Origin of the sequence: Streptomyces sp. sk2.1, from assembly GCF_008120935.1 — a bacterium.
Taxonomy (GTDB): domain Bacteria; phylum Actinomycetota; class Actinomycetes; order Streptomycetales; family Streptomycetaceae; genus Streptomyces.
On record NZ_RDBO01000016.1, the window covers coordinates 75419 to 100594 of the forward strand.

The 25176-nt window shown below is 72.7% G+C and carries 23 protein-coding genes; 12 read left to right on the top strand and 11 right to left on the bottom strand.

Annotated features, from left to right (window positions below; translation table 11 throughout):
* Positions 1-98: 98 nt before the first annotated feature.
* Positions 99-872: an MBL fold metallo-hydrolase gene (locus EAO76_RS03130; RefSeq protein WP_187438448.1), complete on the bottom strand. Its 774-nt coding sequence runs from the start codon at positions 870-872 to the stop codon at positions 99-101.
* A 51-nt stretch (positions 873-923) separates the two neighbouring features.
* Here EAO76_RS03130 and EAO76_RS03135 point away from each other — a divergent pair, with 51 nt between their 5' ends.
* From EAO76_RS03135 to EAO76_RS03155, 5 genes are all read left to right on the top strand, one after another.
* Complete coding sequence (locus tag EAO76_RS03135) at positions 924-1310, top strand: MerR family transcriptional regulator (RefSeq protein ID WP_187438449.1); 387 nt, start codon at positions 924-926, stop codon at positions 1308-1310.
* A 228-nt stretch (positions 1311-1538) separates the two neighbouring features.
* Complete coding sequence (locus tag EAO76_RS03140) at positions 1539-3428, top strand: serine/threonine-protein kinase (RefSeq protein WP_148833067.1); 1890 nt, start codon at positions 1539-1541, stop codon at positions 3426-3428.
* Between the two features lie 127 nt (positions 3429-3555).
* Positions 3556-4239 (top strand): response regulator transcription factor, encoded by a 684-nt coding sequence (locus tag EAO76_RS03145; RefSeq protein WP_148833069.1) that lies wholly within the window; start codon positions 3556-3558, stop codon positions 4237-4239.
* A 2-nt stretch (positions 4240-4241) separates the two neighbouring features.
* The gene (locus EAO76_RS03150) at positions 4242-5762 is read left to right on the top strand and encodes a HAMP domain-containing sensor histidine kinase (protein ID WP_148833072.1); all 1521 of its coding nucleotides are present in this window, start codon (positions 4242-4244) and stop codon (positions 5760-5762) included.
* Entirely contained in the window at positions 5759-6394 is a 636-nt protein-coding gene (locus EAO76_RS03155; protein ID WP_148833073.1) for a hypothetical protein, read from the top strand. Before EAO76_RS03150 ends, EAO76_RS03155 begins: the two co-directional genes overlap by 4 nt.
* Before the next feature lie 165 nt (positions 6395-6559).
* Here the strand turns inward: EAO76_RS03155 and EAO76_RS03160 are convergent, their stop codons facing one another.
* Positions 6560-9898: a S8 family serine peptidase gene (locus EAO76_RS03160; RefSeq protein WP_148833075.1), complete on the bottom strand. Its 3339-nt coding sequence runs from the start codon at positions 9896-9898 to the stop codon at positions 6560-6562.
* Between the two features lie 328 nt (positions 9899-10226).
* Positions 10227-10844, bottom strand: a complete 618-nt coding sequence (locus tag EAO76_RS03165; protein ID WP_148833077.1) for an ABATE domain-containing protein — start codon at positions 10842-10844, stop codon at positions 10227-10229.
* Positions 10845-11016: 172 nt separating this feature from the next.
* Between EAO76_RS03165 and EAO76_RS03170 the strand changes: the two genes are divergently transcribed.
* Positions 11017-11760 carry a metallophosphoesterase gene (locus EAO76_RS03170; RefSeq protein ID WP_148833079.1) on the top strand — a complete coding sequence of 248 codons (744 nt, stop codon included), beginning with the start codon at positions 11017-11019 and terminating at the stop codon, positions 11758-11760.
* 26 nt (positions 11761-11786) lie between these two features.
* Positions 11787-12407 carry a LysE family translocator gene (locus EAO76_RS03175; RefSeq protein ID WP_148833081.1) on the top strand — a complete coding sequence of 207 codons (621 nt, stop codon included), beginning with the start codon at positions 11787-11789 and terminating at the stop codon, positions 12405-12407.
* Between the two features lie 75 nt (positions 12408-12482).
* On the opposite strand, the gene EAO76_RS03180 is transcribed toward EAO76_RS03175, so the two are convergent.
* Complete coding sequence (locus EAO76_RS03180) at positions 12483-13010, bottom strand: DinB family protein (protein WP_148833082.1); 528 nt, start codon at positions 13008-13010, stop codon at positions 12483-12485.
* Between the two features lie 146 nt (positions 13011-13156).
* A complete protein-coding gene (locus EAO76_RS03185; RefSeq protein ID WP_148833085.1) occupies positions 13157-13906 on the bottom strand; it encodes a type 1 glutamine amidotransferase in 750 nt (249 codons plus the stop codon).
* Positions 13907-14235: 329 nt separating this feature from the next.
* On the opposite strand from EAO76_RS03185, the gene EAO76_RS03190 reads away from it, so the two are divergent.
* The 5 genes from EAO76_RS03190 to EAO76_RS03210 all read left to right on the top strand — a co-directional run bounded on the left by EAO76_RS03190 (position 14236) and on the right by EAO76_RS03210 (position 19826).
* Positions 14236-15780, top strand: a complete 1545-nt coding sequence (locus tag EAO76_RS03190; protein ID WP_148833087.1) for an FMN-binding glutamate synthase family protein — start codon at positions 14236-14238, stop codon at positions 15778-15780.
* Positions 15781-15939: 159 nt separating this feature from the next.
* Positions 15940-16632 (top strand): hypothetical protein, encoded by a 693-nt coding sequence (locus EAO76_RS03195; RefSeq protein ID WP_148833089.1) that lies wholly within the window; start codon positions 15940-15942, stop codon positions 16630-16632.
* A gap of 119 nt (positions 16633-16751) precedes the next feature.
* Positions 16752-17372, top strand: a complete 621-nt coding sequence (locus EAO76_RS03200) for a hypothetical protein (protein ID WP_148833091.1) — start codon at positions 16752-16754, stop codon at positions 17370-17372.
* A gap of 193 nt (positions 17373-17565) precedes the next feature.
* Positions 17566-18036, top strand: a complete 471-nt coding sequence (locus tag EAO76_RS03205) for a MarR family winged helix-turn-helix transcriptional regulator (protein WP_148833093.1) — start codon at positions 17566-17568, stop codon at positions 18034-18036.
* A 197-nt stretch (positions 18037-18233) separates the two neighbouring features.
* Positions 18234-19826 (top strand): DHA2 family efflux MFS transporter permease subunit, encoded by a 1593-nt coding sequence (locus tag EAO76_RS03210; RefSeq protein WP_148833095.1) that lies wholly within the window; start codon positions 18234-18236, stop codon positions 19824-19826.
* Between the two features lie 78 nt (positions 19827-19904).
* Here the strand turns inward: EAO76_RS03210 and EAO76_RS03215 are convergent, their stop codons facing one another.
* The 6 genes from EAO76_RS03215 to EAO76_RS03240 all read right to left on the bottom strand — a co-directional run.
* Complete coding sequence (locus EAO76_RS03215) at positions 19905-20807, bottom strand: MauE/DoxX family redox-associated membrane protein (protein WP_148833097.1); 903 nt, start codon at positions 20805-20807, stop codon at positions 19905-19907.
* A 31-nt stretch (positions 20808-20838) separates the two neighbouring features.
* A complete protein-coding gene (locus EAO76_RS03220; RefSeq protein ID WP_148833099.1) occupies positions 20839-21453 on the bottom strand; it encodes a cell wall protein in 615 nt (204 codons plus the stop codon).
* 11 nt (positions 21454-21464) lie between these two features.
* Positions 21465-21887 carry a hypothetical protein gene (locus EAO76_RS03225; RefSeq protein WP_148833101.1) on the bottom strand — a complete coding sequence of 141 codons (423 nt, stop codon included), beginning with the start codon at positions 21885-21887 and terminating at the stop codon, positions 21465-21467.
* A gap of 191 nt (positions 21888-22078) precedes the next feature.
* Positions 22079-24217, bottom strand: a complete 2139-nt coding sequence (locus tag EAO76_RS03230) for an ATP-binding protein (protein WP_148833103.1) — start codon at positions 24215-24217, stop codon at positions 22079-22081.
* Entirely contained in the window at positions 24214-24918 is a 705-nt protein-coding gene (locus tag EAO76_RS03235) for a DUF4255 domain-containing protein (protein WP_148833105.1), read from the bottom strand. Before EAO76_RS03235 ends, EAO76_RS03230 begins: the two co-directional genes overlap by 4 nt.
* On the bottom strand, positions 24915-25176 hold a 262-nt coding region (locus EAO76_RS03240), incomplete at its 5' end, for a hypothetical protein (protein WP_148833153.1). The genes EAO76_RS03235 and EAO76_RS03240, both read right to left, overlap by 4 nt.

Genomic DNA, 25176 nt, shown 5'->3' on the forward strand with positions numbered 1-25176 from the left:
ACCGGGTGCGCGACCGACCCGTTCGGCATCGCGCGTCGCGACGAACCGGTGCGGGATCGGCGCGGCTCCGTGCCGAAGTGCCGGGCAGTGCCCGGCGGTCAGGTCCGGTCGACGGGTTCGGGGTCGTGCGAGTTGACCAGGCGCACCGAACTCTCGCCCGCGAGCTCCGCCAGCAGTCGTCGTGTGTGGAGTCCGGCGGTCGCGTCGTGCTGCACGGAGGCGGCGAACGCCTCGACCGCGGGCGGTGCGGTGCGGGTGAGCTGCGCGTGGTGGTGGATCGCGTCGCCGATGTGCAGGAGTTCCTGGCCCCGGGACACGTCGTCGACGAGCACACCGACGTGTCCCGGCGAGTGGCCGGGCAGCGCGACCAGCCGGATGGACTCCGGGAGGCCGTCGAGCGTCCAGGACCCCTGCCCCCGCCAAGGAGCCGCCGGGACGGGTGCGGGGGCCCACACCACTCCGTGCGCCCACTGCGCGGGCATGACGCGCCCGTCGTCCTCCTCCACGGCGGACCGGCACTCGCTCGTGGCGTGGACCCGGGCCGACGGGAAGTCGGCGAGGCCGCCGACGTGGTCGCGGTGGTGGTGGGTCACGATCACGTCCGAGACGTCCCGCGGGTCCAGCCCCAGCGAGACGACACGGGCCATCAGCGTCTCGTCGGGATCGAGTGCCGGGCGGACCTGTTCGATCCAGTCCTTCCCCAGGCGGGGTCCGGGGGACTCGATGTCCTTGTGCCCGATCCCCGTGTCGACGGCGACGAGCCGGTCCTCCAGCTCGATCAGGAGGCATCTGCAGATGAAGTGGGGCGCCCCGAAGACGGCTTCCCCGCCGGGGACGTCGAGGGTTCCGCAATTGAGCTCATGGATTCGCATGCGGCAGACGGTAGGAGTTCGTGCCGACACGAAGTCAACGATCATGGGCACATGAGTACCCTGCTACTGCGAATCGGCGAGGCGGCCGAACGGCTCGGAGTCTCCACGCACCTCCTCAGGCACTGGGAGGCCACCGGCGTGATCACTCCGCTTCGCACCGCGAGCGGCGCCCGGCGCTACGACCCGGAACTGATGGACGCGCTGTCGATCGCGATCAAGTGCCGGCGGGCCGGCATGTCGCTCGATGCGATCGCACGGCTGCTGAACGGCCGACGGCAGGAGCGCGGACACCTCATCGCCGAACAGCGCGACGCGATCAACCGGCAACGTGCACGACTCGCACGGACCGCGGCCTTCCTCGACCACGTCCTGGAGTGTTCCCACCCCGTGGTGCGCGAGTGTCCGTCCTGCCGGGACTTCGCGTCGACGGCGTCATGACCCGTGACGGCCGGTGCGCCGCTCGAAGAGGCCGCGGCCTGCCACCTGATCCGGCACGGCAGCGGCCGGACACGGCCTCCCGGCCGGGTGCCCTGACGGGTTCGTCCGGGGTGCCCGCCATGGTCCCGGCCGACGCCGCGAGCCGGGGTCGGGAACCGGTCAAATGCCGAGCTCAGCAGGTGAGTCGCGCTTTTCTCCCCCGTCCTCCCCTGACGTATCGTCCTTCGCATGAACCTTCTGAGCCCGGACGATCCGCGTGCGATAGGCCCCTATCGGCTTCTCGGAGTACTCGGGGAAGGGGGCATGGGCCGGGTGTACCTCGCGCGGTCCGAAGGAGGGCGGACCGTCGCCGTGAAGGTCGTGCGGGCCGAGTTCGCCGGGCAGGACGACTTCCGGCAGCGGTTCGCACGGGAGGTCGACGCAGCGCGGCGCGTGGGCGGTGACTGGACCGCGCCGGTCCTGGACTTCGACACGGGTGCCGAGACCCCCTGGGTCGCCACGGGCTACGTACCGGGCCCCGACCTCCAGACCGTCGTCATCGACGACTACGGCCCGCTGCCCGAGCACTCGCTGCGCGTCCTCGCGAACCGGCTCGCGCTCGCTCTGGAGGCCGTCCACGACGCCGGTATCGTGCACCGGGACCTGAAGCCGTCCAACGTCCTCGTCGCCGTCGACGGCCCCCGCGTCATCGACTTCGGCATCGCCCGCGCCCTGCACGCCGTTTCCGGCGACGGCTTCCGCACCGGTACCGGCGCCGTCATCGGCTCGCCCGGCTTCATGTCGCCCGAGCAGGTGCGCGGGCTCGGAGTCGGTCCGCAGAGCGATGTGTTCAGCCTGGGCACCGTCCTCGCGTACGCGGCGACCGGGCGGCCCCCGTTCGGCAGCCACTCCATCGGGCTGCACGCGCAGCTGTTCCGGGTGGCCGAGGAGGAACCGGACCTGGAGGGTGTGCCGGAGGGCGTGCTCGGGCTCGTACGCCAGTGTCTGGAGAAGGATCCCGGGAAACGGCCCACGCCCGTGGAGCTCGTGGCCCGCACCACCGCCGCCGGGCAGGCGCGGCCGTGGCTGCCGGGAGAGCTGCTCGAACAACTGGGGCGACGTGCGGCACAGTTACTGGATCTGGACCCGCAGGGGCGTACGCCGGGGGTGTCCGCGGGCGAGCGGCCGGACGTACCGGCAAAGGTCCCGCCGGACGCACGGGTGGGCACCCGGCGGGACACCCCGGTGGACGCGCACGAGGAGGTGCGGCCCGACGTGCCGGGGAGCGTCCCGGCTTCCGGCGGCCTCCCGGCACGGCCGAGTCCCCCGCCCGGGCGGTCGCGATCGAAGCGGGCCGGGTTCATCGGTGCCGTCGTCGGGGTGCTGGTCCTCTCCGTCGGTGTGCCGATCGCGGTGAACTCCCGGGGCGGCGACGACTCGGCCTCCGGCGGGAGCGGCGGCCCGGCGGCGGTGAGCGTGCCGAAGGACTTCCTCGGGGCGTGGGAGGGCGTGCCGTTGAGCGACACGCGCGTACGCGTCGAGTTCAAGAAGGACGAACAGCAGCGCACGGTCGCCCGGTCCTTCTTCCTGACCGGCACGTCGCTCTGCGTGGTGAACAAGGAGCCGAAGAAGGCGTCCGGGGAGTCGGTCTCCCTGGGCGAGGCCCGCAACGAGAACGCCTTCGGCGGCGGCACGTGCGCGTTTTTGCCGTCGTACACCCTGAGGGCCCGCAAGGACGGCAATCTTGATTTCGCCACCGACGACGGCCGGTACAAGGCCGTCCTCTTCAGGGCCGGGGCGGGCAGGGCGCCCGTGCCCGAGAAGTACGTGGGGCAGTGGGTGCCCAGGGGCGAGGGGGGAAATCCGACGGCCCAGGTCACCATCGAGCAGGCGAAGACCGGGGATTTCTTCGTCCGGGGCTGGGACGACTCCCCCGGCAGGCACTGCGTCTGGAAGGAGGTCCTGGTGTTCGTGAACGACACCGGCCTCGTCTCCAGGCCGGTCTACCGGCGCGGTTCGGTGAATCCCTGCGGCATCGCTCCCACCGGCGCCCGCGGGTACTCCCTCTCCGACTCCGGTGTCCTGGCCATGGGACATGCGGCGCAGAAGCTGGAGTTCGTCCGCAAGCCCGGCACGTGACGCGTGCGTACGGCCGTGCCCCGGGCAACCGTGGACGCGGTCGTCCGCTCTTCGATTCCGTCCCGGCGTCCGATCGCCGGATGCCTGACGACCTGACCGTTTCCCACACGATCCCGGAGACACCGCCATGCCACGCGTCCTCCTCGTCGAAGACGACCCCTCCGTGCGCGAGGGCATCGATCTCGGACTGCGCCGACGCGGGCACGAGGTCCTCGCCGTCGCGACCGGCGAGGCCGGTCTGGAGGCGATGGGCTCCTTCCGCCCCGACCTCCTGCTGCTCGACCTGATGCTCCCCGCCATGAGCGGCGTCCAGTTGTGCTGCCGGGTGCGCGAGACCAGCCAGTTGCCGATCGTCATGCTGACCGCGCGCGGCGACGACGTCGACATCGTCGTCGGCCTGGACGCGGGGGCGGACGACTACATCGTCAAGCCCGCCCGTGCCGAGATCATCGAGGCCCGAATACGTGCCGTGCTGCGTCGTGTCGAGGGCCCGGTCGGGGCGGGGACCGCCGTCGAGCACCATGGTGAGCTCGACATCGACCGCGCCGGTCACACCATCCTCAAGTCGGGCGCCCCGGTCGCCCTCGCGCCCTCCGAGCTGAAGCTGTTGCTGCACCTGTCCGCGGCGCCGGAACAGGTCTTCAGCCGGCAGCGGCTCCTGGAGGAGATCTGGGAGCACAGCTACCACAGTGACGTCCGCCTGGTGGACGCCTGTGTGCGCCGGCTGCGTGCCAAGATCGAGGATCCGTCCCGCGACCCCCGGTACGTCCAGACCCTGCGGGGCTTCGGCTACCGCTTCGGCCCGCTGTGAAGATGCCCGGGGCGACCGCCGCGTTCGGGCTGCGTACCCGGCTGGTGATCGCGTTCCTGCTGGTGGCGGCCGTCAGCGCCGTCACGACCGCCGCTTTGACCTACCGGGAGGCACGCAGCGCGGTCCTCGTACGGGCGCAGGACACGGCCGTCACCTCCTTCCGCGAGGAGGTCGAGCGGTTCGCCCCCCGTCTGCCCGTGGACCCGGAGTCGCTGCGGTGGGAGCTCTACGACATCGCGGCGCGCGCCAAACCGCATCCGTGGATCGTCTTCGCCGAGTACGGCTCGGTGCGCGCCTCCTCGGGCGACCGGCCCGTCTCCGGTGTGCTGACCGCGGAGCTGCGCCGCGCCGCGCTCGCCTCGCCGCACGGAGTCTTCGAACGGGTCGTCGAGGACGGGAAGCCCTATCTGACGATCGGGATGCCGGTGATGACCCGGATCGTCGCCGGCGGCGACGCGGTGCCGAGCGGCCTGGTGCTCTTCGCCGTGATGCCCATGACGAACGAGGAGGTGGACATCGACGCCCTGGTGACCGCGGCCCGCGACGGCGCGCTGCCGGGGCTGGCCGTGGCCCTGGTGCCCGCGCTGCTCGCGGCGCGCAGTGTGCTGCGTCCCGTCCGTGAGCTGCGGCGTGCCGCGCACTCCATGGGCGGTGGGCGGCTCGACACGCGCATCCCGGTGCACGGCCGGGACGAGATGGCCGATCTGGCCAGGACGTTCAACGAGTCGGCGGCCCGCCTGGAGCGCTCCGTGCAGGAGTTGCGGGACGCCGGGACGCGGGCCCGGCGGTTCGCCTCGGACGTCTCGCACGAGTTGCGCACCCCGCTCGCCGGCATGCTCGCCGTCACGGACGTGGTGGACGAGGACGCCGCGGCGCTCGCCCCGGACACCGCCCGGGCGGTGCGTCTGATCAGTGCCGAGACCGGCAAGCTGGCCGTGCTGGTGGAGGACCTGATGGAGATCTCCCGCTTCGACGCCCGTGCGGCGGAGCTCAACACCGACGAGGTGGACGCGGCGGAGGCCGTGCGCCGCACCCTGGCCGACCGGAAGTGGCTCGACCGGGTCCACGCGGAACTGCCCGAGGGCTTCCGCATCCGCCTCGACCCGCGCCGCTTCGACGTCATCGTGGCCAATCTGGTCGGCAACGCCCTGCACCACGGTGCCGAGCCGGTCACCGTACGGCTGTCGGCGTGCGGGGGCGTGCTGGTCACCGAGGTGCGCGACAGCGGTCCCGGGATCGCGCCGGACGCTCTGCCGCACGTCTTCGACCGTTTCTACAAGGCGGACGCCGCGCGTTCCCGCTCGTCGGGCAGCGGCCTCGGGCTCGCGATCACCGAGGAGAACGTACAGCTGCACGGCGGCACGATCCGCGCGGGGAACGCACCCGGCGGTGGCGCGCTGTTCACCGTGGAGCTGCCCTTCGACGGGCCCGCGGCCGGGAGCGGTGCGCCGGACGGCCCGTCGTCCGCGCATGGTGGCACGGGGTCCGCGGACGGCCGCGACGGGACGGGGGCCGCCACATGAGGGGACCGGTGTTCCATGGGCGCCGAGCCGTGCGGCTCGCCGCGCTGCTGGTCCTCGTCGGGGGACCGCTCGTGGGCTGCGGCATCCAGGAGACGGCCGTGGTCGAGGCCGGCGAACCGGCCGTCGCCGATCTGCTTCCCCCGCGCGAGGAGCGCGTGCTGTTGTTCTTCCGCTCCCCCGACGGCGAGTTGCGGCCCGTGCCGCGGATCGTCGCGGCACCGTGGCCGGACGGCTCGGCGGCCGGCCCGGACGCGTCGCGCGGACGGGACGGTCTCGACGGTTCGTCCCCGACGGCTGGGGCGATGAGCGGGGCCTCCTCACCGCTCGCGGCCGTCACCGCCCTGCTCGCCGGGCCGGACAAGACGGAGCGGCGGGCCGGATTCCGCAATGCGCCCTCGCTGTCCCGTGCGGCGTCCGCCGTGGGCCGGGTCGTGACAAGCGGGTCCACCGTCGAGGTCGAGCTGCGCCTGCGGGTGACTCGGCTGACCGCTTCCGCCCGCGAGCAGATCGTCTGCACGGCCGCGTACGCGGCGCATGCCCGGGGGGCCGTGTCCGTGACCCTGATCGGGCGGGGGGACCGTATCGCCCCGGCCGGCTGCCCCGTTCGGCCGGTCCCGGTGCCGGCGCGCTGAGCCGCGGCGGGACCGGGACCTCATGGCGGACCCGCATGGGAAGGAGCGGTTTGCCGGAACGTCCGTTCCGGCAAACCGCTCCTTCCTGTTCACCCGGGACCGTGCCCCGCCCGCCGGGGTCTCACCCGGTCGTGCGCCGCTCGTGGGCTCCGGTCCCGGGTCGCCTCACTTGCCGAAGAAGGCGTTGTGGATCGCGACCGTCGACAGGTTGCCGTCCTTGTCGGTGACGACGGCCTTCAGCGAGATCGCCTTGTCCTTCTTCGGGGCGTTCACCGTGATCTTGCCCGCCGTGACCGGGACGGGCAGCCACGTCGTGCCGTCGTACGACACCAGGACCCGCAGGGACTTCAGGCCGGTGCCGGCCGCCGCGCCCTGCACCTCGACGGGGAAGGTCTGCCTGCTGCCTGCCGGAACGGTGGAGTCCGGCGCGAGCCGCGGCAGGAAACGGGCCGTGGAGACCGGGAGTTGCGCGGAGCTCTCGGTGCGGGCCGAGTCGAAGGTCCACGAGGCGTCGATCCGGGTTCCGGTGCGGTTGATCGCCGGGTTGCGGTGGATCGTGGTCGACACCTTGTACGCGGCGGGTTCCGACGGCAGTGTGAAGGCGCCCTGGTCGATGGCGGCGTCCTCCTTCGCGTACAGCTCGCCGTTGCGGTGGACGGTGGTGCTCGCGCCCGAGTACCGGGCGGACCCGAAGTGGCCCGCCCCGTCGCTCACCAGCGGAAACGATCCGTAGATGTCGTCACCGTCGCGTACGAGTCCCTCGTTCGCGTTCATCCGCGGGCCCGGCACGCCGATGTTGTACTCCTCGGTGTACGTCTTCCCCGCCTCGAACCGCCGCGGCTCGTCGAAGCCGTACAGGGAGTCGAAGCTCCGGTAGCCCGTGGAGTCCGCCTCGCCCAGCACGCCCGCGACGACGTTCCAGAGGGCCCCGTGGTCCGTGGACAGGTACACGTCGCGCGTTCCCGGTGCCGACTGCGCGGAGTAGGGGGCGTCGACGCCGCCGCCGTAGTCCAATATGCCGTGTGCCGCGAGGGCGCCTTCGAGGCCGGGTACGGACGACCCGATCTTCGCCTTGACCAGGGCCAGGTCCTCGGGCCGGTAGGTCTTGCCGTATCCGGTGGCCAGCTTCTGGACCGGGCCGCCGGTGATGACGTTGTACTCGGTGGTGCCCCGCTGCCAGTTCGCGGACCACTGCTGGACGAGGGATCCGTCGTCCAGCTCGGGGCCCTGGTACGCGGTGCGCAGGTTGTCGAAGCTGCCGAACTCGCCCCCCTCGATGATGAAGGTCTCGGGTGTGTTCAGGGTGTACATCATTCCGGCGCGCGTGAAGCGGGCGGCCGCGTCCGGTACTTCGACGTTCACGGGCCGGGTGGTCCGGGCGTCGAGGGTGACGGTGGTGGGGCCGGTCACCGAGAACTGCGGGTTGTTGATCAGGTCGATGCCCTTGCCCGGGGCGGCGGGGTCGACCAGCATGTCGGCCGCGAGGCTGTAGGTGCCGCGCGGCAGCCTGACCGTGGCGGAGCCGGACGACAGGTCGGGGAGGAACCGCAGGCCCGCGGCGGACTCGCGGTAGCCCTTCAGGTCGGCCTGCCAGGTGGTACTGGTCGCGCCGTCCCGTCCGATGGTCTTGAAGGTGACGTCGTACGACTCGCTCTCGCGGTCCACCGCTGCCGCGGTGCGCACGGTCCGGCCGTCCGCGGACGCGACGACCGTGGTCGAGTACGAGCCGTCGACCGTACCGCCGAGCCGGGTGTCGGCCGTCAGGTCCACGGTGGCGGTGCCGCCCGCCGGGACCGTGATCCGCTGTGCCCCGAGGGTGAAGAACCCGGCCGGGGCGGGCTTTCCGTCCCCGCCGGTGGGCGCCTCCAGCGACAGGTCCAGCGTCACGTCGGCGGTGCCGCCGTTCCGGTACTTCACCTGCTTGGTGACGGGGGTGTCGTCGGTGTGGGGCCACTGCTGGACGCCCAGATCGACCGAGCCCGGTTCGGAGACGAGTGTCTGGTCGATCGCCTTGTCGACGGCGAGCCGGCCCGCGCCCTGCTGGAAGACCGAGTGCGAGCCGCCCTTGGCCGAGCCCGTCAGGGCGGCCTTGATCTGTGCGCCCGTCCAGGTGGGGTTCTTCTGCTTGAGGATCGCCGCGGCGCCCGCGACGTGCGGGGTCGCCATCGACGTACCGCTCATGCTGACGTACCCGGCGGGGTTCTGTTCCGGGACGCCGGTCGCCGCGGCCGCCGTGATCTCCACGCCCGGCGCGGTGATGTCGGGTTTGACGGCGCCGTCCCCGATGCGGGGTCCGACGCTGGAGAAGTCGGCGATCAGGTCGTTGTCGTCGACGGCGCCGACGGTCAGGGCCGCGTCGGCGCTGCCCGGCGACGCGACCGTGCCCCGTCCCGGTCCGCTGTTGCCCGCGGCCACCGCGAACAGGACGCCCTTCTCCGCGGAGAGCTTGTTGACCTGGGCTTCCAACGGGTCGATCCCGGAGGTGTCGGGGCTGCCCAGGCTCATGTTGATGATGTCGGCGCCCTGGGCGACGGCCCAGTCGACCCCGGCGAGGATGCCGGAGTCCTCCCCGGTGCCCCGGTCGTCCAGCACCTTGGCGTTGATCAGTTGGGCTCCGGGGGCCACGCCCTTGAACCGGGCGTCCTTCGCCCCCGTGCCGGCCGCGGTGGAGGCCACGTGCGTGCCGTGCCCGACCCGGTCCTTGGCATCCGGGGAGCCGCTGAAGTTCCGCTCCGCCACCACCTTGCCCGCCAGGTCCGGGTGGGTGGCGTCGATCCCGGTGTCCACGACGGCGATCTTCACACCGGTGCCGTCGTAGGAGCGGGCCCAGGCCGCCGGGGCGCCGATCTGGCCGGTGCTGTGGTCGAGCGACGCCTTCCGTACGCCGTCCAGCCAGATCTGCGCGATGCCGGAGGTCATGGCGGCCGAACCGTCGCTCCGCCGACGGGTCAGGGCGTCCCACAGCGAGTCCGCGCCGTCGGTGGCGCCGGTGACGGCATCGGCGCCGAGGGCCGACAGGGTCCGGCGGACGGTGGTGCCGTCGGAGGACCGCACCCCGGCGCGGGCGGACCCGGCCGCCGATCCGCGGTAGCCGACGATCACCTTGAGTCCGTCCCGGTTGGCCCTGCGGCTCTCCGGCCGGGCGAGTCCGGTGACGTCGAACAGCCGCTGGTCCAGCGTGCCGTCGGCGATCAGCCGCCGGGCGTCGCGCGGCACCACGTAGGTGTGGCCGTCGTGGGTCCGGGTGAAGAAGGGCATGTCCTCCCGGCCCTTCGCCCGCTGGATACCGCCGACCCGGCCGCGGGAGTCCACGAGGACCCGGTCGCCGGTGATCAGTGCGACGGTGTGCACGGTCCGGCCGGACGACTTCAAGTCCTTTGCCGTCACCGGGAGTTCTTTGTCCGGGTCGCTGCTCTTCGCCACTGCCGGGCCGGTCGTGCCCGCGGTCAGGACGACGGCGGCCGCAGCGACGACGGCGTACGCCTGTTTCGATCGTTTACGCAAGATTGCCCCTGCTCAGGAGTGGATCGGGCGGGCGAGGGCCCGGCCCGTACGGGGCTCGGCTCGAATGTGCTCACGGCCCCGGGCTCCGAACTATTCCAGGGGCGTTCGAAGGCACTCAATGATCGTTGTGTAACAGCCGTCCGGCCCGATCCGGCCGGTCGGCCGGGCGGGACGGGGCGGGGCTCGGTGTGTGTCCCGCCGCAGGTCCGGAGGCATGCGGACCAGTGGTACCGGTCCGTCCGTTCCCGGTCGCACGCCTGGGACCGGGGCGGACCGGACGGTTCGTCCGGCCCGGTCCGCCCGCTCCCGGCAGCGCTCCGGGCGGCGGTCAGGACGAAGCGGGATCGTGATCGGTCGCCACGTGTCGGCGCCGGTAGTGCCGCGCCGCCCGTGCCCGGTTTCCGCACGACGGCTTGCACCACTCCTGCCGTCCGTGGCTCTTGACGAAGTAGCGCACGCAGCGGGGAGCGGTGCAGGCGCGCAACTGCTCACGCCGCGGGCCGCTCAGGAAGTCGATGGCCGAGCGCGCCAGGGCCGCCAGGAGGCGTACCTCCGGGTCGTCCTGCGCCGACAGCAGACGGGCCCCGGGGTCGCCCTCCTGCGGCCAGTCCAGCTGCGGGACGACCGGTTCGCGGGCGGCGACCGAGTTGAGGTGGGCCAGCGCCCGATCGGCCGGCATCAGCCGCCGGGCGTCCGCCGGGCTGGGAGGAGCGGGACTGACCGCCCGGGCGAACAACGCCCGCACCGCCCGCCGCAGTTCGGTGATCTCGATCCTGAGGTCCTCGTCCGCCGTGATCCCGCCGACCGGAGGGCAGTCGGCCAACAGGTCGGCCTGGGCCCGGATCCAGCGGGTCGTCCCGGGCGTCGTGGCGAGGTCGTCGGCGACGCCGCCCTCCCCGTCGTGACGGATCGTGCTCGCCAGTTCCAACGCGGGCCAGCGTTCCATCGGCGTCTCCCTCCCTGTCCCTGCCGGGTCGTCGACCACTTGATCACATTCCCGTGCGCACCCTAGAGTCTCTAACGGTAAAAAAATAATTTCCGTTAGACGGTGGGGTGGGGCGACGAGCCGCGCCCCGCGGTGAACCGGTGGCCGCGGCCGCCACGGGAGGGGACGGACGATGACGGTGTTGCTTGCCCAGATCAGTGATCTGCACCTGGACGGCAGTGAGCGGGCCACCGAACGGGCGGTCCGCGTCATGGACCATCTGCGCGCCCTGCCCCGCCCGGTCGACGCGGTCCTGGTCACGGGGGACATCGCCGATCACGGCGAGGAGTCCGAGTACGAGGAGGCGGCCCGTATCCTGGCGGCCCCTTTCCCGGTGCTCACCTGCCCCGGCAACCACGACGTACGCGCGGCCTACCGCAAGGCCCTGCTCGACGAGGCCCCCGACCACGGGCCCGTCAACCGGATCCACCACATCGCCGGAACCGCCGTCCTGATGTGCGACTCCACCGTCCCCGGCCGCGACGAGGGGCGTCTCGACGCCGGAACGCTCGACTGGATCGACACCCGACTCGCCTCGCTCGCGCGGGACACCCCGGCGCTGATCGCCTTCCACCAGCCACCGGTCGGGCTCCATCACCCGCTGCCCGACTCCAGCCTGCTCGAACAGCCCGGGCGCCTGGCCGCGTTGCTGGACGCGCACCCGCAGGTCGTCGCCGTCCTGACCGGGCACGCCCACACCGCGGCCGCCTCGACCTTCGCCGGCCGTCCCCTGATCGTCGGCCCGGCCGTCACCTGGACCCTGCGCATGCCCTGGGAGGGCGACCGCCCCGCGGACCGCGACCAGCCGCCCGGTCTCGCCTTCCACGTCCTGGACGACGACCGGCGTCTGACCACCCATTACCGCGTCGTGCTCTGACCCCGTCCGCCCGTCACGGAGGCATCATGGTCCACCCCTGTGCCGTCCTCGGGTTCCTGGCGGCGGTCCTTCCCCTGGTCGCCACCCCCGGAGCCAGCCTGGCCCTCCTGGTCCAGCACGTCACCGACAACGGCCGCCGCCAGGCCCTTCCCGTCGTCCTCGGCACGACCACCGGCCTGTACGTCCACGCCGCCCTCGCCGTGGCCGGGCTGTCGGCCCTGGTCATGCACTCCGGCCGGGCCTTCACCACCGTCAAGGTCGTCGGCGCGGTCTATCTCGTCGGCCTGGGCCTGTGGACCTGGCGATCCGCATCGGCGCCGGCGCGCGCCCCCGCCCGCCGGAAGCTGTCGGTGCGGCCGGACTCCGTCTACGTCCAAGCCCTGCTCGCCAACGTCCTCAACCCGAAGGCGGCCTCCATCTACCTGACCCTCGTTCCCCAGTTCATCGACGCCGACGACTCCTTCGGTGGCCAGGTCATCGCCCTGGCCACCGCCCACGCGCTGCTGATGACGCTCTGGCTCCTCGCCTGGACCGGCCTCGTCGGGCGTGCCTCGCACGTCCTGCGGAAACCCCGCTTCAAGCGCCTGGCCGCCCGGACCACGGCCGTGATGTTCCTCGCCCTCGGGGTCCGGACCGCCGCGACGTAGCCCGGGGTTCCCGCGCGACCCGGCTCGGCCGGGCCGCGCGGGAACCCCAAGTCCCGGCCGGGCCGGGGGAAAGCCTCAGTCCCCCGTCGCCCCGTCGGTCCGCTCCCGGAGGAAGTCGGCGTGGCCGTTGTGGCGGGCGTACTCCTGGATCATCAGCAGGTGGACCCAGCGCAGGCTGAGGGCGGCCCCGTAGGAGGACATGAAGGTCTCGTCGAGGTCGTGCCCGGCCACTGTCGCTTCGCAGGCGTCGACCTCGTTCCGGAACAGCGCGAAGTCCCTCTCCGCGTCGTCCGCGCGCACCCCGTCGAACCCCTCGTCGCCGTCCGACGGGCCGGTGAAGACATCACCGATGTCCTCGCCCGCGAAGGAGCGCCGGAACCACCACCGCTCCACCTCCGCCATGTGCCGGACCAGGCCCAGGAGGGTGAGGTTCGACGGCTCCACGGTCGTCCGCACCAACTGGGCCGGTTCCAGCCCGGCGCATTTGGCCAGCAGCGTCTCCCGGTGCCGACGCAGCCAGCCCTCCAGCATCCGGCGCTCGGTCACGGTGCCCAGGTCGCCCAGCTGTTCGGTGTGCTCGACCGGTGGAGCTGTCCATGTCATGGGCCCACCCTGCCCTGCCGTCCGGGAGGGATCAAGCGGGCGCCTCGACGACCTCGCGCGGGCCGCGGAAGTCTGCTGCTCCGGCGCGGGCGGGTGGGGTCGGAGCAGCAAGGCCGACGGGAGAAGTCCGGTGGCGCACGGGCTCGTCAACGGGCCCTCGGCCCCGGCCGCCGGGCTCTCGCGGTCACGATGTCCGCGAAGCGGTGGGCGACGGTGCGCCAGGCTTCGGTGGCTTCCGGTTCGTCCCGCAGCGCCAGGGCGTGCAGGGTCTCCGGGGGCGGCGCACCGTTCCGGTCCAACCGGTCGCGGTTCCAGCCTCGGATCCGCTCGGCCGTGGTCTCCGGATGGAACTGCACGCCCCATGCCGCGGAACCGACGCGGAACGCCTGGTAGGGGCAGCGCTCGCTGCGGACCAGCCAGTGGGCGCCGGCGGGAAGCGCGGTGACGGCGTCGACGTGGTTCTCGATGGCCGGAGGATGTGCGGGCAGCCCGTGGAACAGCGGGTCCCCGGCCGCCTCGGGGCGCAGGCTGAGCCGGGTGCTGCCGAACTCGGGCGGTCCGTGCCGCCCCCGTACCTCGCCGCCGGCGACGTGGGCGAGCAGCTGGCCCCCTAGGCAGATGCCGAACATCGGTGTCCCCTCGTCGACCGCCTGGCGCACGAGGGCCCGGGTCGCGGGCAGCCAGGGCGCGCGGGCGTCGTCGTCGGGAAGGCGGGCGCCGCCGAGGACGACGAGCCCGGGGTGCTCCAGCCGGTCGGGAAGCGGGGCGCCCTCGTACGCCCGGACCACGCTCATCGTCACACCCCGCTCCTCCAGCCAGGCCGCCCAACGGCCCGGTCCTCCCCCGGGCTCGTGCTGGACCACCAGTGCCGTGGCCGTCACGCCGTCGGTGCTCATCCCTCTGCCCCTTGTCGTCGTCCGCGTTTCCTGTCCGGCGGTGCCGGGCAGTTCCCGCCCGGCCTCCGCGGGACCACACTGCCCCGGGGCGGCACCGGCGACACCGGCGAGGAACTCCCCGCCGGGCCGGTGGGGGCGTCGGGCGGCGGGAACGCCGGGGCGGCCGGGCCCCGCACCCCGGCCCGTCCGTCCGCGCGGCCTCTGGCATCATGTGACGTTCTGCCGTCGGACGCCGGTGCCCGCCGGGGCCGTGTCCGGCGYCCGACGTCCACGACATCCGCCGCACGGCGCCGGGGTCGGGCAACGAGCAGTCGAGGAGAGGAACGTTCATGCGTGCTCGGAACATCGGCGCGGCCGCCGCGACAGCACTGGCTCTGGTGGCTGCCCGCGACCTCGTCCAGAAGAAGCACGCGCTGCTCAGGAACTTTCCCGTGATCGGGCACGCCCGGTACCTGCTGGAGACGATCGGGCCGGAGCTGCGGCAGTACGTCGTGACCTCCAACGAGGAGGAACGCCCGTTCAGCCGTGACCAGCGCACCTGGATCTACGCGTCGGCGAAGGAGGAGAACAACTACTTCGGCTTCGGAACCGACGTGGACGTCGAGCATGTGCAGGGGCACGCGTACATAAAGCAGCGCACGTTCGCCGACGCACTGCCCGACCTGCACGACCCGCAGTCCCCGCTGCCCTCGGCGAAGGTGCTGGGCGGCCCGCGCGGGCGCGCCGGGGCGTTCCGGCCGGCGAGCGTCGTGAACATCTCGGCGATGAGCTTCGGGTCGCTGTCCGGCGCGGCCGTCACGGCGCTCAACAAGGGCGCGGCGCTGGCCGGCGCGATGCAGAACACGGGCGAGGGCGGCCTCTCGCCGTACCACCGCAACGGTGGTGACCTCGTCCTCCAGATCGGGACGTCGTACTTCGGCTGCCGCAACGAGGCCGGCACCTTCAACCTCGACAAGCTCAAGGACGTGGTCGCCGGCGCCCCGGTCAGGGCGATCGAGATCAAGCTCTCCCAGGGTGCCAAGCCGGGGCTCGGCGGAATGCTGCCGGGTGCGAAGGTGACCCCCGAGATCGCCCGGATCCGCGGCATCCCGGTCGGTGAGGACTGCGCCTCGCCCTCGCGGCACACCGCGTTCCACGACGTCGACTCGATGCTCGACTTCGTGGAGCTGCTCGCCGCCGAGACCGGGCTGCCGGTCGGGATCAAGAGCGCCGTGGGAGAGATGGAGTTCTGGCAGGAGCTGGCCACGCTGATGGCGCGTGGTGACCGCGGGGTCGACTTCGTGACCGTCGACGGCGGCGAGGGCGGCACCGGGGCGGCTCCCCTGATCTTCAGCGACTCGGTGTCGCTGCCGTTCCGGATGGGCTTCTCCCGCGTCTACGGCACGTTCGCCGAGCGGGGCCTGACCGACGACCTCACCTTCATCGGCTCGGGCAAGCTCGGCCTGCCCGAGAACGCCGCCGTGGCCTTCGCCCTGGGTGTCGACATGATCAACGTCGCCCGCGAGGCGATGCTGTCCATCGGCTGCATCCAGGCGCAGAAGTGCCACACCGACAAGTGCCCCACCGGCATCGCCACCCAGAACCCGTGGCTGGTGCGCGGCGTCGACGCACCGTCGAAGGCCACCCGGGCCGCCGTCTACCTGCGCACCCTGCGCAAGGAGCTGCTGAAGGTCTCGGGAGCGGTCGGTGTCGCCCACCCGGCGCTCATCACCACCACCGACATCGAGATCATGAACGGCGACTACGACGCCCGCACCCTGGCGAGCGTCTACGGCTACAAGGACGGCTGGGGCGAGCTCGGACCGGAACTGGCCCGGGAGATCACCGCGCTGCTCACCACCGGGCCGGCCCCGCTCCAGAAGCCGACCGACTGACGCGCGACGAGTCGCCGGTGGCAGCCGGACGGCCGGGGGTTTCGGGCCTGCCCGGCGGGCCGGGAACGGAGCCGTCCGTCCGGCTGCTGCGGAACACTTCGATGCCGGGGGAACCGGGTGCGGATGCATGACTGCCACGGGGACGTCGATCGTGTCCCCGTGCTTCTGGAGCGGGTGGAGTCCGAGGACGACGCCGAGGCGTGGGACGAGCTCGGGCGCCGGCTGGTCCTCGAGTGCGACCTCGTCCTTCCCGCCGGCTTCGCCGCCCTGCCGCGTCTGGTGTGCCTCGCCCGGGGAAACGCACGGGCGCGTGGGCTGGCCGGGACGATCCTGCGACGTGCGGCGGGACACCACGGCTGCGACGGCCTGTTCGCGGGCTGTGCCGGTGCGGTGGCGGAATTCCGCGAGCTGCTGGACCGGCATCTGGAATCGCGGCCGGCCGACTACCTCCCGGCCTTCCGCGACCTGCTCGCGGCGAGGGAGCAGTACCACTGGAGTGCCGTCCTGGAGGACTTCACGGACGACTTCTACCATCTCGCCTGCCCCCACTGCGCCGTGGAGGTGACGATCGCCATCGGGGACCACGGGCGCTATTCGGCGATCCGGGACTGGCACCTGGGCGACGTGGACCGTCGCGACCTGCGGCCGGCGTCCCCCGAGGAGCTCTCCGGCACCGGCCTGTGGATGCACGGGACGGCCGTCCGCGACGGGCAGGAGGCGCTCGCCGACGGAATCGCCCACCTCTTCGGCAGGGGTGAATGCCCGCGCTGTGCCAGTGTGTTCGACATCGCGGCCGAGTACACGTGCGCCAACCTCCCCGTCCTGCGGCAGGGAGGGGCGGATCAGGGGTGACCGGGGGCGGGGACGGGGGCGGGGACGGAGCCACGATCGGCCCCGGTGTCCGCGCCCGGGCGTCCGGGCCGTGTCAGTGGTGGTCCATAAGGTGGGCGCAACATTTCGGAGGAGGTCCTGTGGGGTTCTCGGGTCATCTGGTCTTTGCCAGGAGCGAACGTCCGCTGCTGGAAGCGCCCACGTTCGACGGCGTCTTCCGGGGACCGGCGGGGACCGTGCACGCGTGGTGGCCGCGTCCGGGCGGCTGGCAGACCCTCCAGTTCGTCCATGGGCGGTGGAGCGACGACTTCCTGTCCGCCCTGGTCGAATGGACCGGTGCGCCGGTCTGCGTCGCCGATGTCTCCGACAGCAGCATCGCCCTCGTCACCGGGCTGGGAACGGACGGTCGGCGCTGGCAGGCATGGCTCAACCTGGACAGCGCGGCGGCGCTCCTCGTCGAGGAGCCCGAGGACGTGGACGACACGATCCTGTGGACGGACACACCCGAATTCGACGAGGCGGTGGGCCGCAAGCGCGCGGAGCTCCGGGCGGAGGTTCCGGCCGACGCCGAAGGGGCCGTCGCCTGGGCCGCGGCGGCCGGCATGCCGGTGACGGCGGCGCGGCGGTCCCGGATCGAGGAGACGCTGTGCTCGCGGGAGACCTTCGTGGAGGATCTCTTCGACACGCTCCTGGACGAGTTGGGATTCCCCGGGGCCACCGAGCCCTCGCCGGAGCCGGAGGACGCCGCTTCCGGTCACTGACGTCAGGACGGCGGGACCCGTGGCCGCCTCGCACCATGACCAGCACGATGCCGCCGCCGGGCCGTCACGGGAACCGCATGCGCCAACTCGGTTTCCTTGTACGGGACTTGAGCCCAGCTGAACCATCCCTGTCGCCGCCCCCGCATATTAGCTATGTTGACATAGCTATCCACCTCTACCTATGGTGGCGGACATGTGTCGGCACAGCGCCTCCTCCCAGGACATCGACCACGTGGCCTCCGGGCTCGTGGCCTGCCTGCCGGTGCTGTCCCGCGCCCTGGAGCGGCGCACGGACCAGGAGTACCCGCAGCCCAAGCCGCCCGAGGCCCAGCTCGCCCTGCTCCGGCACGTCGAGGGCCACGAGGGAGTGACGGTGCGCGCGGCCGCCGAGGCCCTGTCGATGAAGCCCAACAACGTCAGCGCCCTGGTCACCCAGCTGACCGAGCAGGGCCTGCTGGAACGCCGGCAGGACCTCGCCGACAAGCGGATCGCGCACCTGCATCTGACCGCGAGGTCCCGGCGCGAGCTGGCGGACGTCCACCGTCTGATGAGTTCCTACGTCACCGACGCGTTGAGCACCCTGTCCGAAGGCGATCTGAACGCCCTCGGCGCGGCCCTGGGTTCGCTCAACGCGCTCGCCGAGCGCCTCCACTCCGAGAAGTGACGACGCGTACCGGACCCCTGACGGTCCGGTACGCGCCTCCCCGAGGAATCCCCTCGCACTCCCCGCGGTGCCTCTTCGCGGCTTCGTCGACGACGGCCGCGCTCTCCTCGGCACCGCCCCCTTTCCCGCGGACGCCTTGCCGCCGTCCGCTCCTTCCGCATGCCCGACTCCGCATGCCCGACAAGGATTTGAGCGTCATGCCCTCCGAAGTTCTCAGCCCCTCCGCGCCCGCGACCGGGGTGCGGCACGCGGACCGCCCGCACGGTCTGCGCGCCAACCCGTGGCTGACCCTGATCGCCGTCGCCTTCGGCCTGTTCATGGTCGGCCTCGACGGTTCGGTCGTCTCCATCGCCAATCCCGAGATCGGCCGGGACCTCCACGCCACCACCGCGGACCTGCAGTGGGTGACCAACTCCTATCTGCTGGCACTTGCGGCGGCGCTGATCCTCGGGGGCAAGCTCGGCGACCGGTTCGGACGCCGCACTTTCTACCTGATCGGCGTCGCCGGTTTCACGGCCGCTTCCGTCGCCATCGGCCTGTCCGGCTCCATCGGGGGCGTCATCGCCTTCCGCGCGGTGCAGGGGTTCTTCGGCGCGCTGCTGATGCCCAACACCCTCGGCATGCTGCGCGCCGCCTTCCCGCCGCGGAAGTTCGGCATGGCGGTCGGCATCTGGGCCATGGTCTCCTCCGTCTCCACGGCCCTCGGCCCCATCGTGGGCGGGCTGCTCGTCGAGCACGTGAACTGGGAGTCGGTCTTCTACATCAACGCCCCCATCGGCGTCGTCGCCCTCGTCTTCAGCGCCGTCGTCCTTCCGCCGGGCAGGAGCACGGCAGCGGCGCGGGAGAGGTTCGACATACCCGGCGTGGTGCTGCTGGCCGCCGGTCTGCTCGCCGTGGTGTTCGGTGTCGTCAAGGGCGAGACCTGGGGCTGGACCTCGGGCGGCACCCTGGGAGCCATCGCCGCGGGTCTCCTCCTGATCGTGCTGTTCGGCCGGTACGAGGCGCGGGTGGCGCATCCGCTCCTGCCCATGCGCCTGTTCCGCAATCCGGCGCTGTCCATCGGTACGGTCGTCACCGCGCTGAACTTCTTCGTCCTGCTCGGTGTGATCTTCTTCGTGATGCTCTACCTGCAGAACGTCCGGGGCTTCACCCCGGTCCAGGCGGGTGTGCGCACCCTGCCGCTCAGCCTGGCCTCGGTCGTGGCCTCTCCCCTGGGTGCCGCGCTCACCCAGAAGTTCGGTCCCCGGCTGACCATGCCGCTGGGCATGGGGCTCCAGGCCGTCGCCTGCTTCGTCATGGCGGGCTGGGGCACGGACTCCTCGTACGCGCTGATGTGGCCCCCGTTCATCGCGCTCGGCCTGGGTGTCGGCATGGTCATGGCGTCGTCGTCGGACGCCATCGTCGGCAACGCCCCCGTCGAGGACGGCGGTGTCGCCGGCGGTCTCCAGGCCACGGCCCTGCAGGTCGGCGGTGCGCTCGGCACCTCCGTGCTGATCTCGCTCATCAGCAGCCGGGTCGGTTCCACCCTCACCGGCGAGCTGACCTCTGCCGGTGTGCCCCCGGCCGTGGCAGAGGGGCTGAGCGGGGCCGAGGACGCGGTGTCCATGGGCGTCGCCCCGGTCCCGGGCCGGACCCCCGAGGGGCTCGGGGCGGCGATCGTCGAGGGAAGCCACCACGCCTTCATGAACGGCGTGCACACCGCGGCGCTGGTCTCCGGCTCGCTGGCCGTCATCGGCGCGCTGGTCGCGGCCGTCTGCGTACGGCGCGGCCCCGAAGCGGCCCGTCACTGAAGAGACGACGGGCCGTCGTGGGACGGCCCGTGCGGGGCTCCTTCGTCCCGGCCACCGCGCGGTGGCCGGGACGTGGTGTCAGCCCGCCATCGGCAGGCTCCTGCGCGACGGCACCGCGTCGAGTTCGTCCACGGCCACCGCCTCCCCGCTCTCCGCGTCGACGTAGCCGACCCGGACGACCGGATCCTTCCCCGCGTCGCGCACGGCCGTGGCGTCGAGCGCGAACAGCACCACCACCGGGCGTGCGTCCGCCCGGTCCCCGTGGACCCCCGAGTACTGGAGGATGCGCCAGCCGCCGTCCTCCCAGTGGTCCAGCAGGGCGGACCTGACCACGGGCGCGGCGGTCTGCCAGGCCAGGGAGTTCTCCAGGAGTTCGACGCTCGCCGCGACCGGCACCCGGTCCCTCCCCGCGGTGCCGAGGAGCGGGTGGCCGAAGACGCGCAGTCTCGTCCGGCGCAGCGGCAGCAGCCACCACCGGTCGAGGTCGGCCGAGAGGGCGACCAGAACCGCCGCCGCCCCGGCCAGGAGGGCGAGGGCGGCGACGGGCCGGTCCCGGAGCGTCGGCCACCAGGTGTCCTGCGCCACCGCGACGGTCGCACCGCCGGCCAGTACCACGGCCGCCCGTGCGAACGCCCGCCGGCCGATGGGGGTGTCATCACCGGCCGAGCAGCCGCAGGAGGACTCCGGTGCCACGGCCCGGCCGTAGCCGAGGTATCCGAGGAAGCCCGCCCCGAGGACCGCGGTCGCGGCTCCCGGCAGCGGGTTCGTGGGGACCGCCAGCAGGCCCGCGGCGATCAGGAGTTCGGCCGCCCCGGTCAGGCGCAGCACCGTCGTGGCCCGTTCGCTGCTGCGCAGCATGCGGGCCAGCGCCGTCTTCGGCGCCTGCCGTGCGGTGTCCCGGCCGAACGCCTTGACCGCCCCGGTCCACCCGAGCAGGCCCGCGAGGACCAGCGGGGCGAGGCTCGTCGTCAGTGACAGCATCTCTTCCTCTCTCCGTTTCCTCGGGGCCGCGTCAGTGACCGACCGAGATGCGGACGACGTCCACGGAGTCGTCGGACGGCCGCCAGGCGCCGAGCACCTGGGCGCTCTGCCCGATGCGCAGCCGGGACAGGTCGGACGTCAGGGCGCGGCCGGCGTAGGAGGCGCTGGTGTCCGGGGCGACATGGCCGACCAGTTCGTGCTGTCCGTGGGCGAGGTGCAGCCGGTTCTTCGCGATGCCCCGGATCTGCGTGTCCAGGTTCACGATGTTCACCCAGACCGCGTCGGCGGCCACGGTGCCGTCGGGCATCTCGACGCCGCGCGCGTAGAGCCCGTCGCCGATGTCGATCGCCTCGGCCGTGGTGGCGCGCACCTTCCACACGCTGGTCACGTTGGTCATCTGCACCCGGGAGTGGCCGCCGTTGGATCCGGCCACCTCCAGGACGCTGCCGGTGATGCCCGTGATGCGGCCCTCCACGAAGGCGGACCGGGCTATCGCGGGGTCGAGCGAGGGTTCCGCGGCGAACGCGGCGTCCGCGTCGAAACCGCCGAGCGCGGACGCGCCGATGATGGTCGCGCCGCCGAGGGCGGCGTTGGTGAGGAAGCGGCGACGGCGCATCCCGTCGGTCCGGTCGTGTCGTGCGGTCATGCCGATGCTCCTCACTCGTAGATGTAGACCGGCAGCTTGCCCGAGCTCAGGTTGCCGATCGCCGAGAAGGCGGCCGGGGTCAGGTCGAGGACGCGGTTGGTGCGGCAGGTGCCGTTGCAGCAGGTCGCCTCGCCGCACCACTCCTTGGTGCGCGGGCCGCAGTCGGTGATCGTGATGCACACGGTCGCGCCCGAGCACTGGTGCCTGACGTTCATCACCGCGCCGCAGCCGCGTCTGGGGATGTTCTCGCCGCAGAGGTCGGGCCGGGTGATGTTCCAGCAGGCCTGTGAGGCGTTGGGCCACGCGCCGTGGTGCGCGCCGGACTGGCAGTTGCCGCAGGCGCCGCCGCCGGCGCTGGAGCACGGTCCCCAGGAGTTGCCGCAGCAGAACCAGCTGGTCTCGCCCGCCCACAGGCTGGTCGATCCGCAAGCCATCGTGTTCCCTTTCTCGGAGATTGACGCGTGCATGACAATTCCGGAATCGGGTGTCACCCGGGAGTCGAGGAAGGGGTGCCCGCGTTCCGGCCGAGGACGGTTCGTTCGTGCGAAGCACCTCAATGATGCGCGTAGACAAGCCCGTTGTACAGACGGCCGCGTTCCGCCCAGCACGATCCGAACGAGAGGCCCTACCTCCTGCCGCGCCCCTGTGCCCGGCCCAGCCACGGGCCGAACTCGCTCTCCATGACCAGTCGGCCGAGCTTGCGGTACTCCTGGAGCACGGCCGAGACGATCTGCTCCATGCCGAGCGGTCCCCCCGCTTCCGCCGCCCGGTAGGCGGCGGTCACCGCGCAGGAGCGGATCGATCCTCCCGCCAGTTCGAAGCGCTGCGCGCAGAATTCCAGGTCGAGGTCCGCGGCGCGCGGGATCTCCGCCCCCAGGCAGCGGTCCCACAGGGCCAGTCGCTGCCGGGCGTCCGGCATGGGGAACTCCGCGATCACGTCGAGGCGGCGGGTGAACGCCTCGTCGAGGTTGGCCCGCAGGTTGGTGGTGAGCACCGCGATCCCGTCGAAGGACTCGATGCGCTGCAGCAGATAGGCCGACTCCACGTTGGCGTGGCGGTCGTGCGCGTCCTTGACCTGCGAACGCTTCCCGAAGATGGCGTCCGCCTCGTCGAACAGCAGGATGCCGTTGACGTCGGACGCCTCGACGAAGATCCTTTCGAGGTTCTTCTCGGTCTCGCCGATGTACTTGTCCACCACGATGGACAGGTCCACGACATAGAGCTCCATGCCGAGCTCCGACGCCACCACCTCGGCGGACATGGTCTTCCCGGTGCCGGACTCACCGGCGAACAGCGCGACGACCCCCCTCCCCCGGCCGCCTCCCGGCCGCATCCGCCACTCGCCGAGCACCTGTCCGCGGTGGCGTGCGCGCAGGGCGAGTTCGGACAGTTGGCGGTGGGTCCCGGGAGGCAGTACGAGGTCGTCCCAGCCGACCGCGGGCTCGATGCGGCGGGCGAGCCGTTCGAGCCCCGCGCCGTTCTGTGCCCGGACCGCCGTACGCAGGTCCCGCACGCCCACCGGACGCTCCTCCAGGGCGGCCAGCCGGGAGGCGACGGCGGCTGCCCTGCGCACCTGCTCGGAATCGAGCCGGTAGGCGGTGGTGGCCTCCACGACCCCCGCTTCGACCCCCGCCTCCCCGGCGGGCAGGCCGACGGACGTGCCGGCCCGGTCGAGCGCCCGGCGCCACTGCCGTGTCACGGCCGCGGGGCCGGGGGGCGGGACATGGACCGGAACCGGGCTGTCCCCGGCCCACAGGGGGTCCCAGTTCTTCGTTCCGTGCACGACCAGAGGGGTGCCGCGGAGCGCCGCGCACAGGTCACCGAGCAGCCGGGCCCCCTCGGGCCGTTCGGGGGCCAGCGTTTCGAGCGGCCCGAGGACGACACCGCCGCGGCTCAGCCGGACCTCGGCCGCCAGGGTCCGTACGAGGTCGGCCGGTCCGGGGGCAGCGGCGAACGCCGCGATGTCGACCACCAGCGGACGGCGCCCCGCGGCGAGGATCGCCTGGACCGCCAGTCCGCCCGGGTCGCCGCCCCGGTCGAGCAGATGCACCAGGCCGCTGCCCGTGCCCAGGGCCGCCGCGACCCGCGGCGTCCCGGGTGCCGGGTCGGACTGCTCGTCCCCGGGCCCGGCCGCCCGGACCAGTCCGCGCAGCCTCCCGTCGGGTTCGTCGTCGCCGAGCAGATGGGCGGTGACCCGGTCCGGTACCCGCAGCACCCGGGAGAGCAGCGGTCGGTCGGCCTCCAGGACGGTCAGCAGTCCGCCCGCGACCAGGGGCGCGGACGGCGAGAACCGGAAGCGGCCGGAGCTCGCGGCGGGCAGCCCGCAGAGTTCGAGGGCCAGACCGATGGTCGGTCTGCGCCGGTTGAGGTCGTCGTTGAGGTAGCCGTAGAGCCGCTCGAACCGGGCGTCGATGTCCGGCGCCGTCGCGACCATCAGCAGGTCGACGTCGAGCGGGGTCAGACCGAAGTCCTCCACGAGCCGGCCGAGCCGGCTGCCGGGGCGCGGCCGTGCCGGGGGCTCGGACGCGTACTGCGGTACGGGCCCGAACGCGTCGCGGGCCGCCAGGATCCGCTCGACCCCCTCGGGGGTGAGGTACTGCCCCCGGTAGGGGTCGTCGGGCTGCGGATCGACGGCCCGCCGGGCCGCGACGGCGTTCCTGACCCGTTGCTCGACGTGGCCCAGCCGCTCCCAGAGCTCCTCGACGGCCGTCGGGACGCCGGGCGGTTCCGCGGTGGTCCGGGGGGTGTCCTGCGCGGTGGTCATCGGGCGGCGCCCCCGCGTCGGCGCCGACCGGGCGGAAGTCGCCGTTCACGTTCCGCGGCGAAGCCCTGACCGCCGGGGTCGGACGCCCCGTCGTAACGCAGCCGGCGCCCGGGGCCCGCCCCCTCGCCGTCGCGGGCGGGCGCGGCCCGCACCACCAGTCCTTCGGTGACCGGCGGGCCGGCGGGCTCCTGCTCGCCGGCCAACGGTGCCCACACCCGCAGGTCGATCGCGGCCTTGAGCTCGCCGCCGAGCGCGGACCACACGTCGGCGGTGGACTGCCGGTCGATGCTCGGGCCCGCCGCCTCGATGTCCACGGTCAGCCCCAGTTCGGCGAGGCTGCCGGTGAGCATCCGGGCGGGCAGCACGTCCGCCCGTACCAGGCAGCGCAACACCTCGGAGAGCAGCCGGTGTTCGTCCTGCGGGCGGTTGGTCCAGGCGGTCACCAGATAGGTCAGCTCGAACCAGCGCGGCGGGGTCCGCCACCCGACCACCAGCCCCTGCTCGTCGTGCTCCTCGGCGGCGCCGGTGCGGCGCCGGGTCGCGTCCTCGCGGATGCCGTGCAGGAAGACGCTGACCGTGGGTGCGTTGCGCCGGGCGGACCACTCCTTCGTCGGCGCGTCGAAGACCAGGTCGACACCGCTCTCCTGGAGGCCCGCCTCGACCAGCAGCAGCCGCAGCCCCTCGTCGACTTCGTGGATCACCGGCGTCCCACCTCGTCCGGCGGGACCATGGTGCCGTCGACCACCAGGAAGCGGGTGGTGACCGGGCTGAACCCGGGCCCCGTGGCGGTGATGGTGCGCGGCCCCGTCCGGTCCTTCACCAGGACCAGCAGCTGTGCGATGAACGTGCGGTCCGCACCCGGGACGGCGGGCGGCGCGGCCGCCGTGATCCCCGGTTTCCAGGTGAGCCGCACCGGGGCCCCGGGCGGGAAGTCCTTGCCCCGTACGGAGGTGACGAAC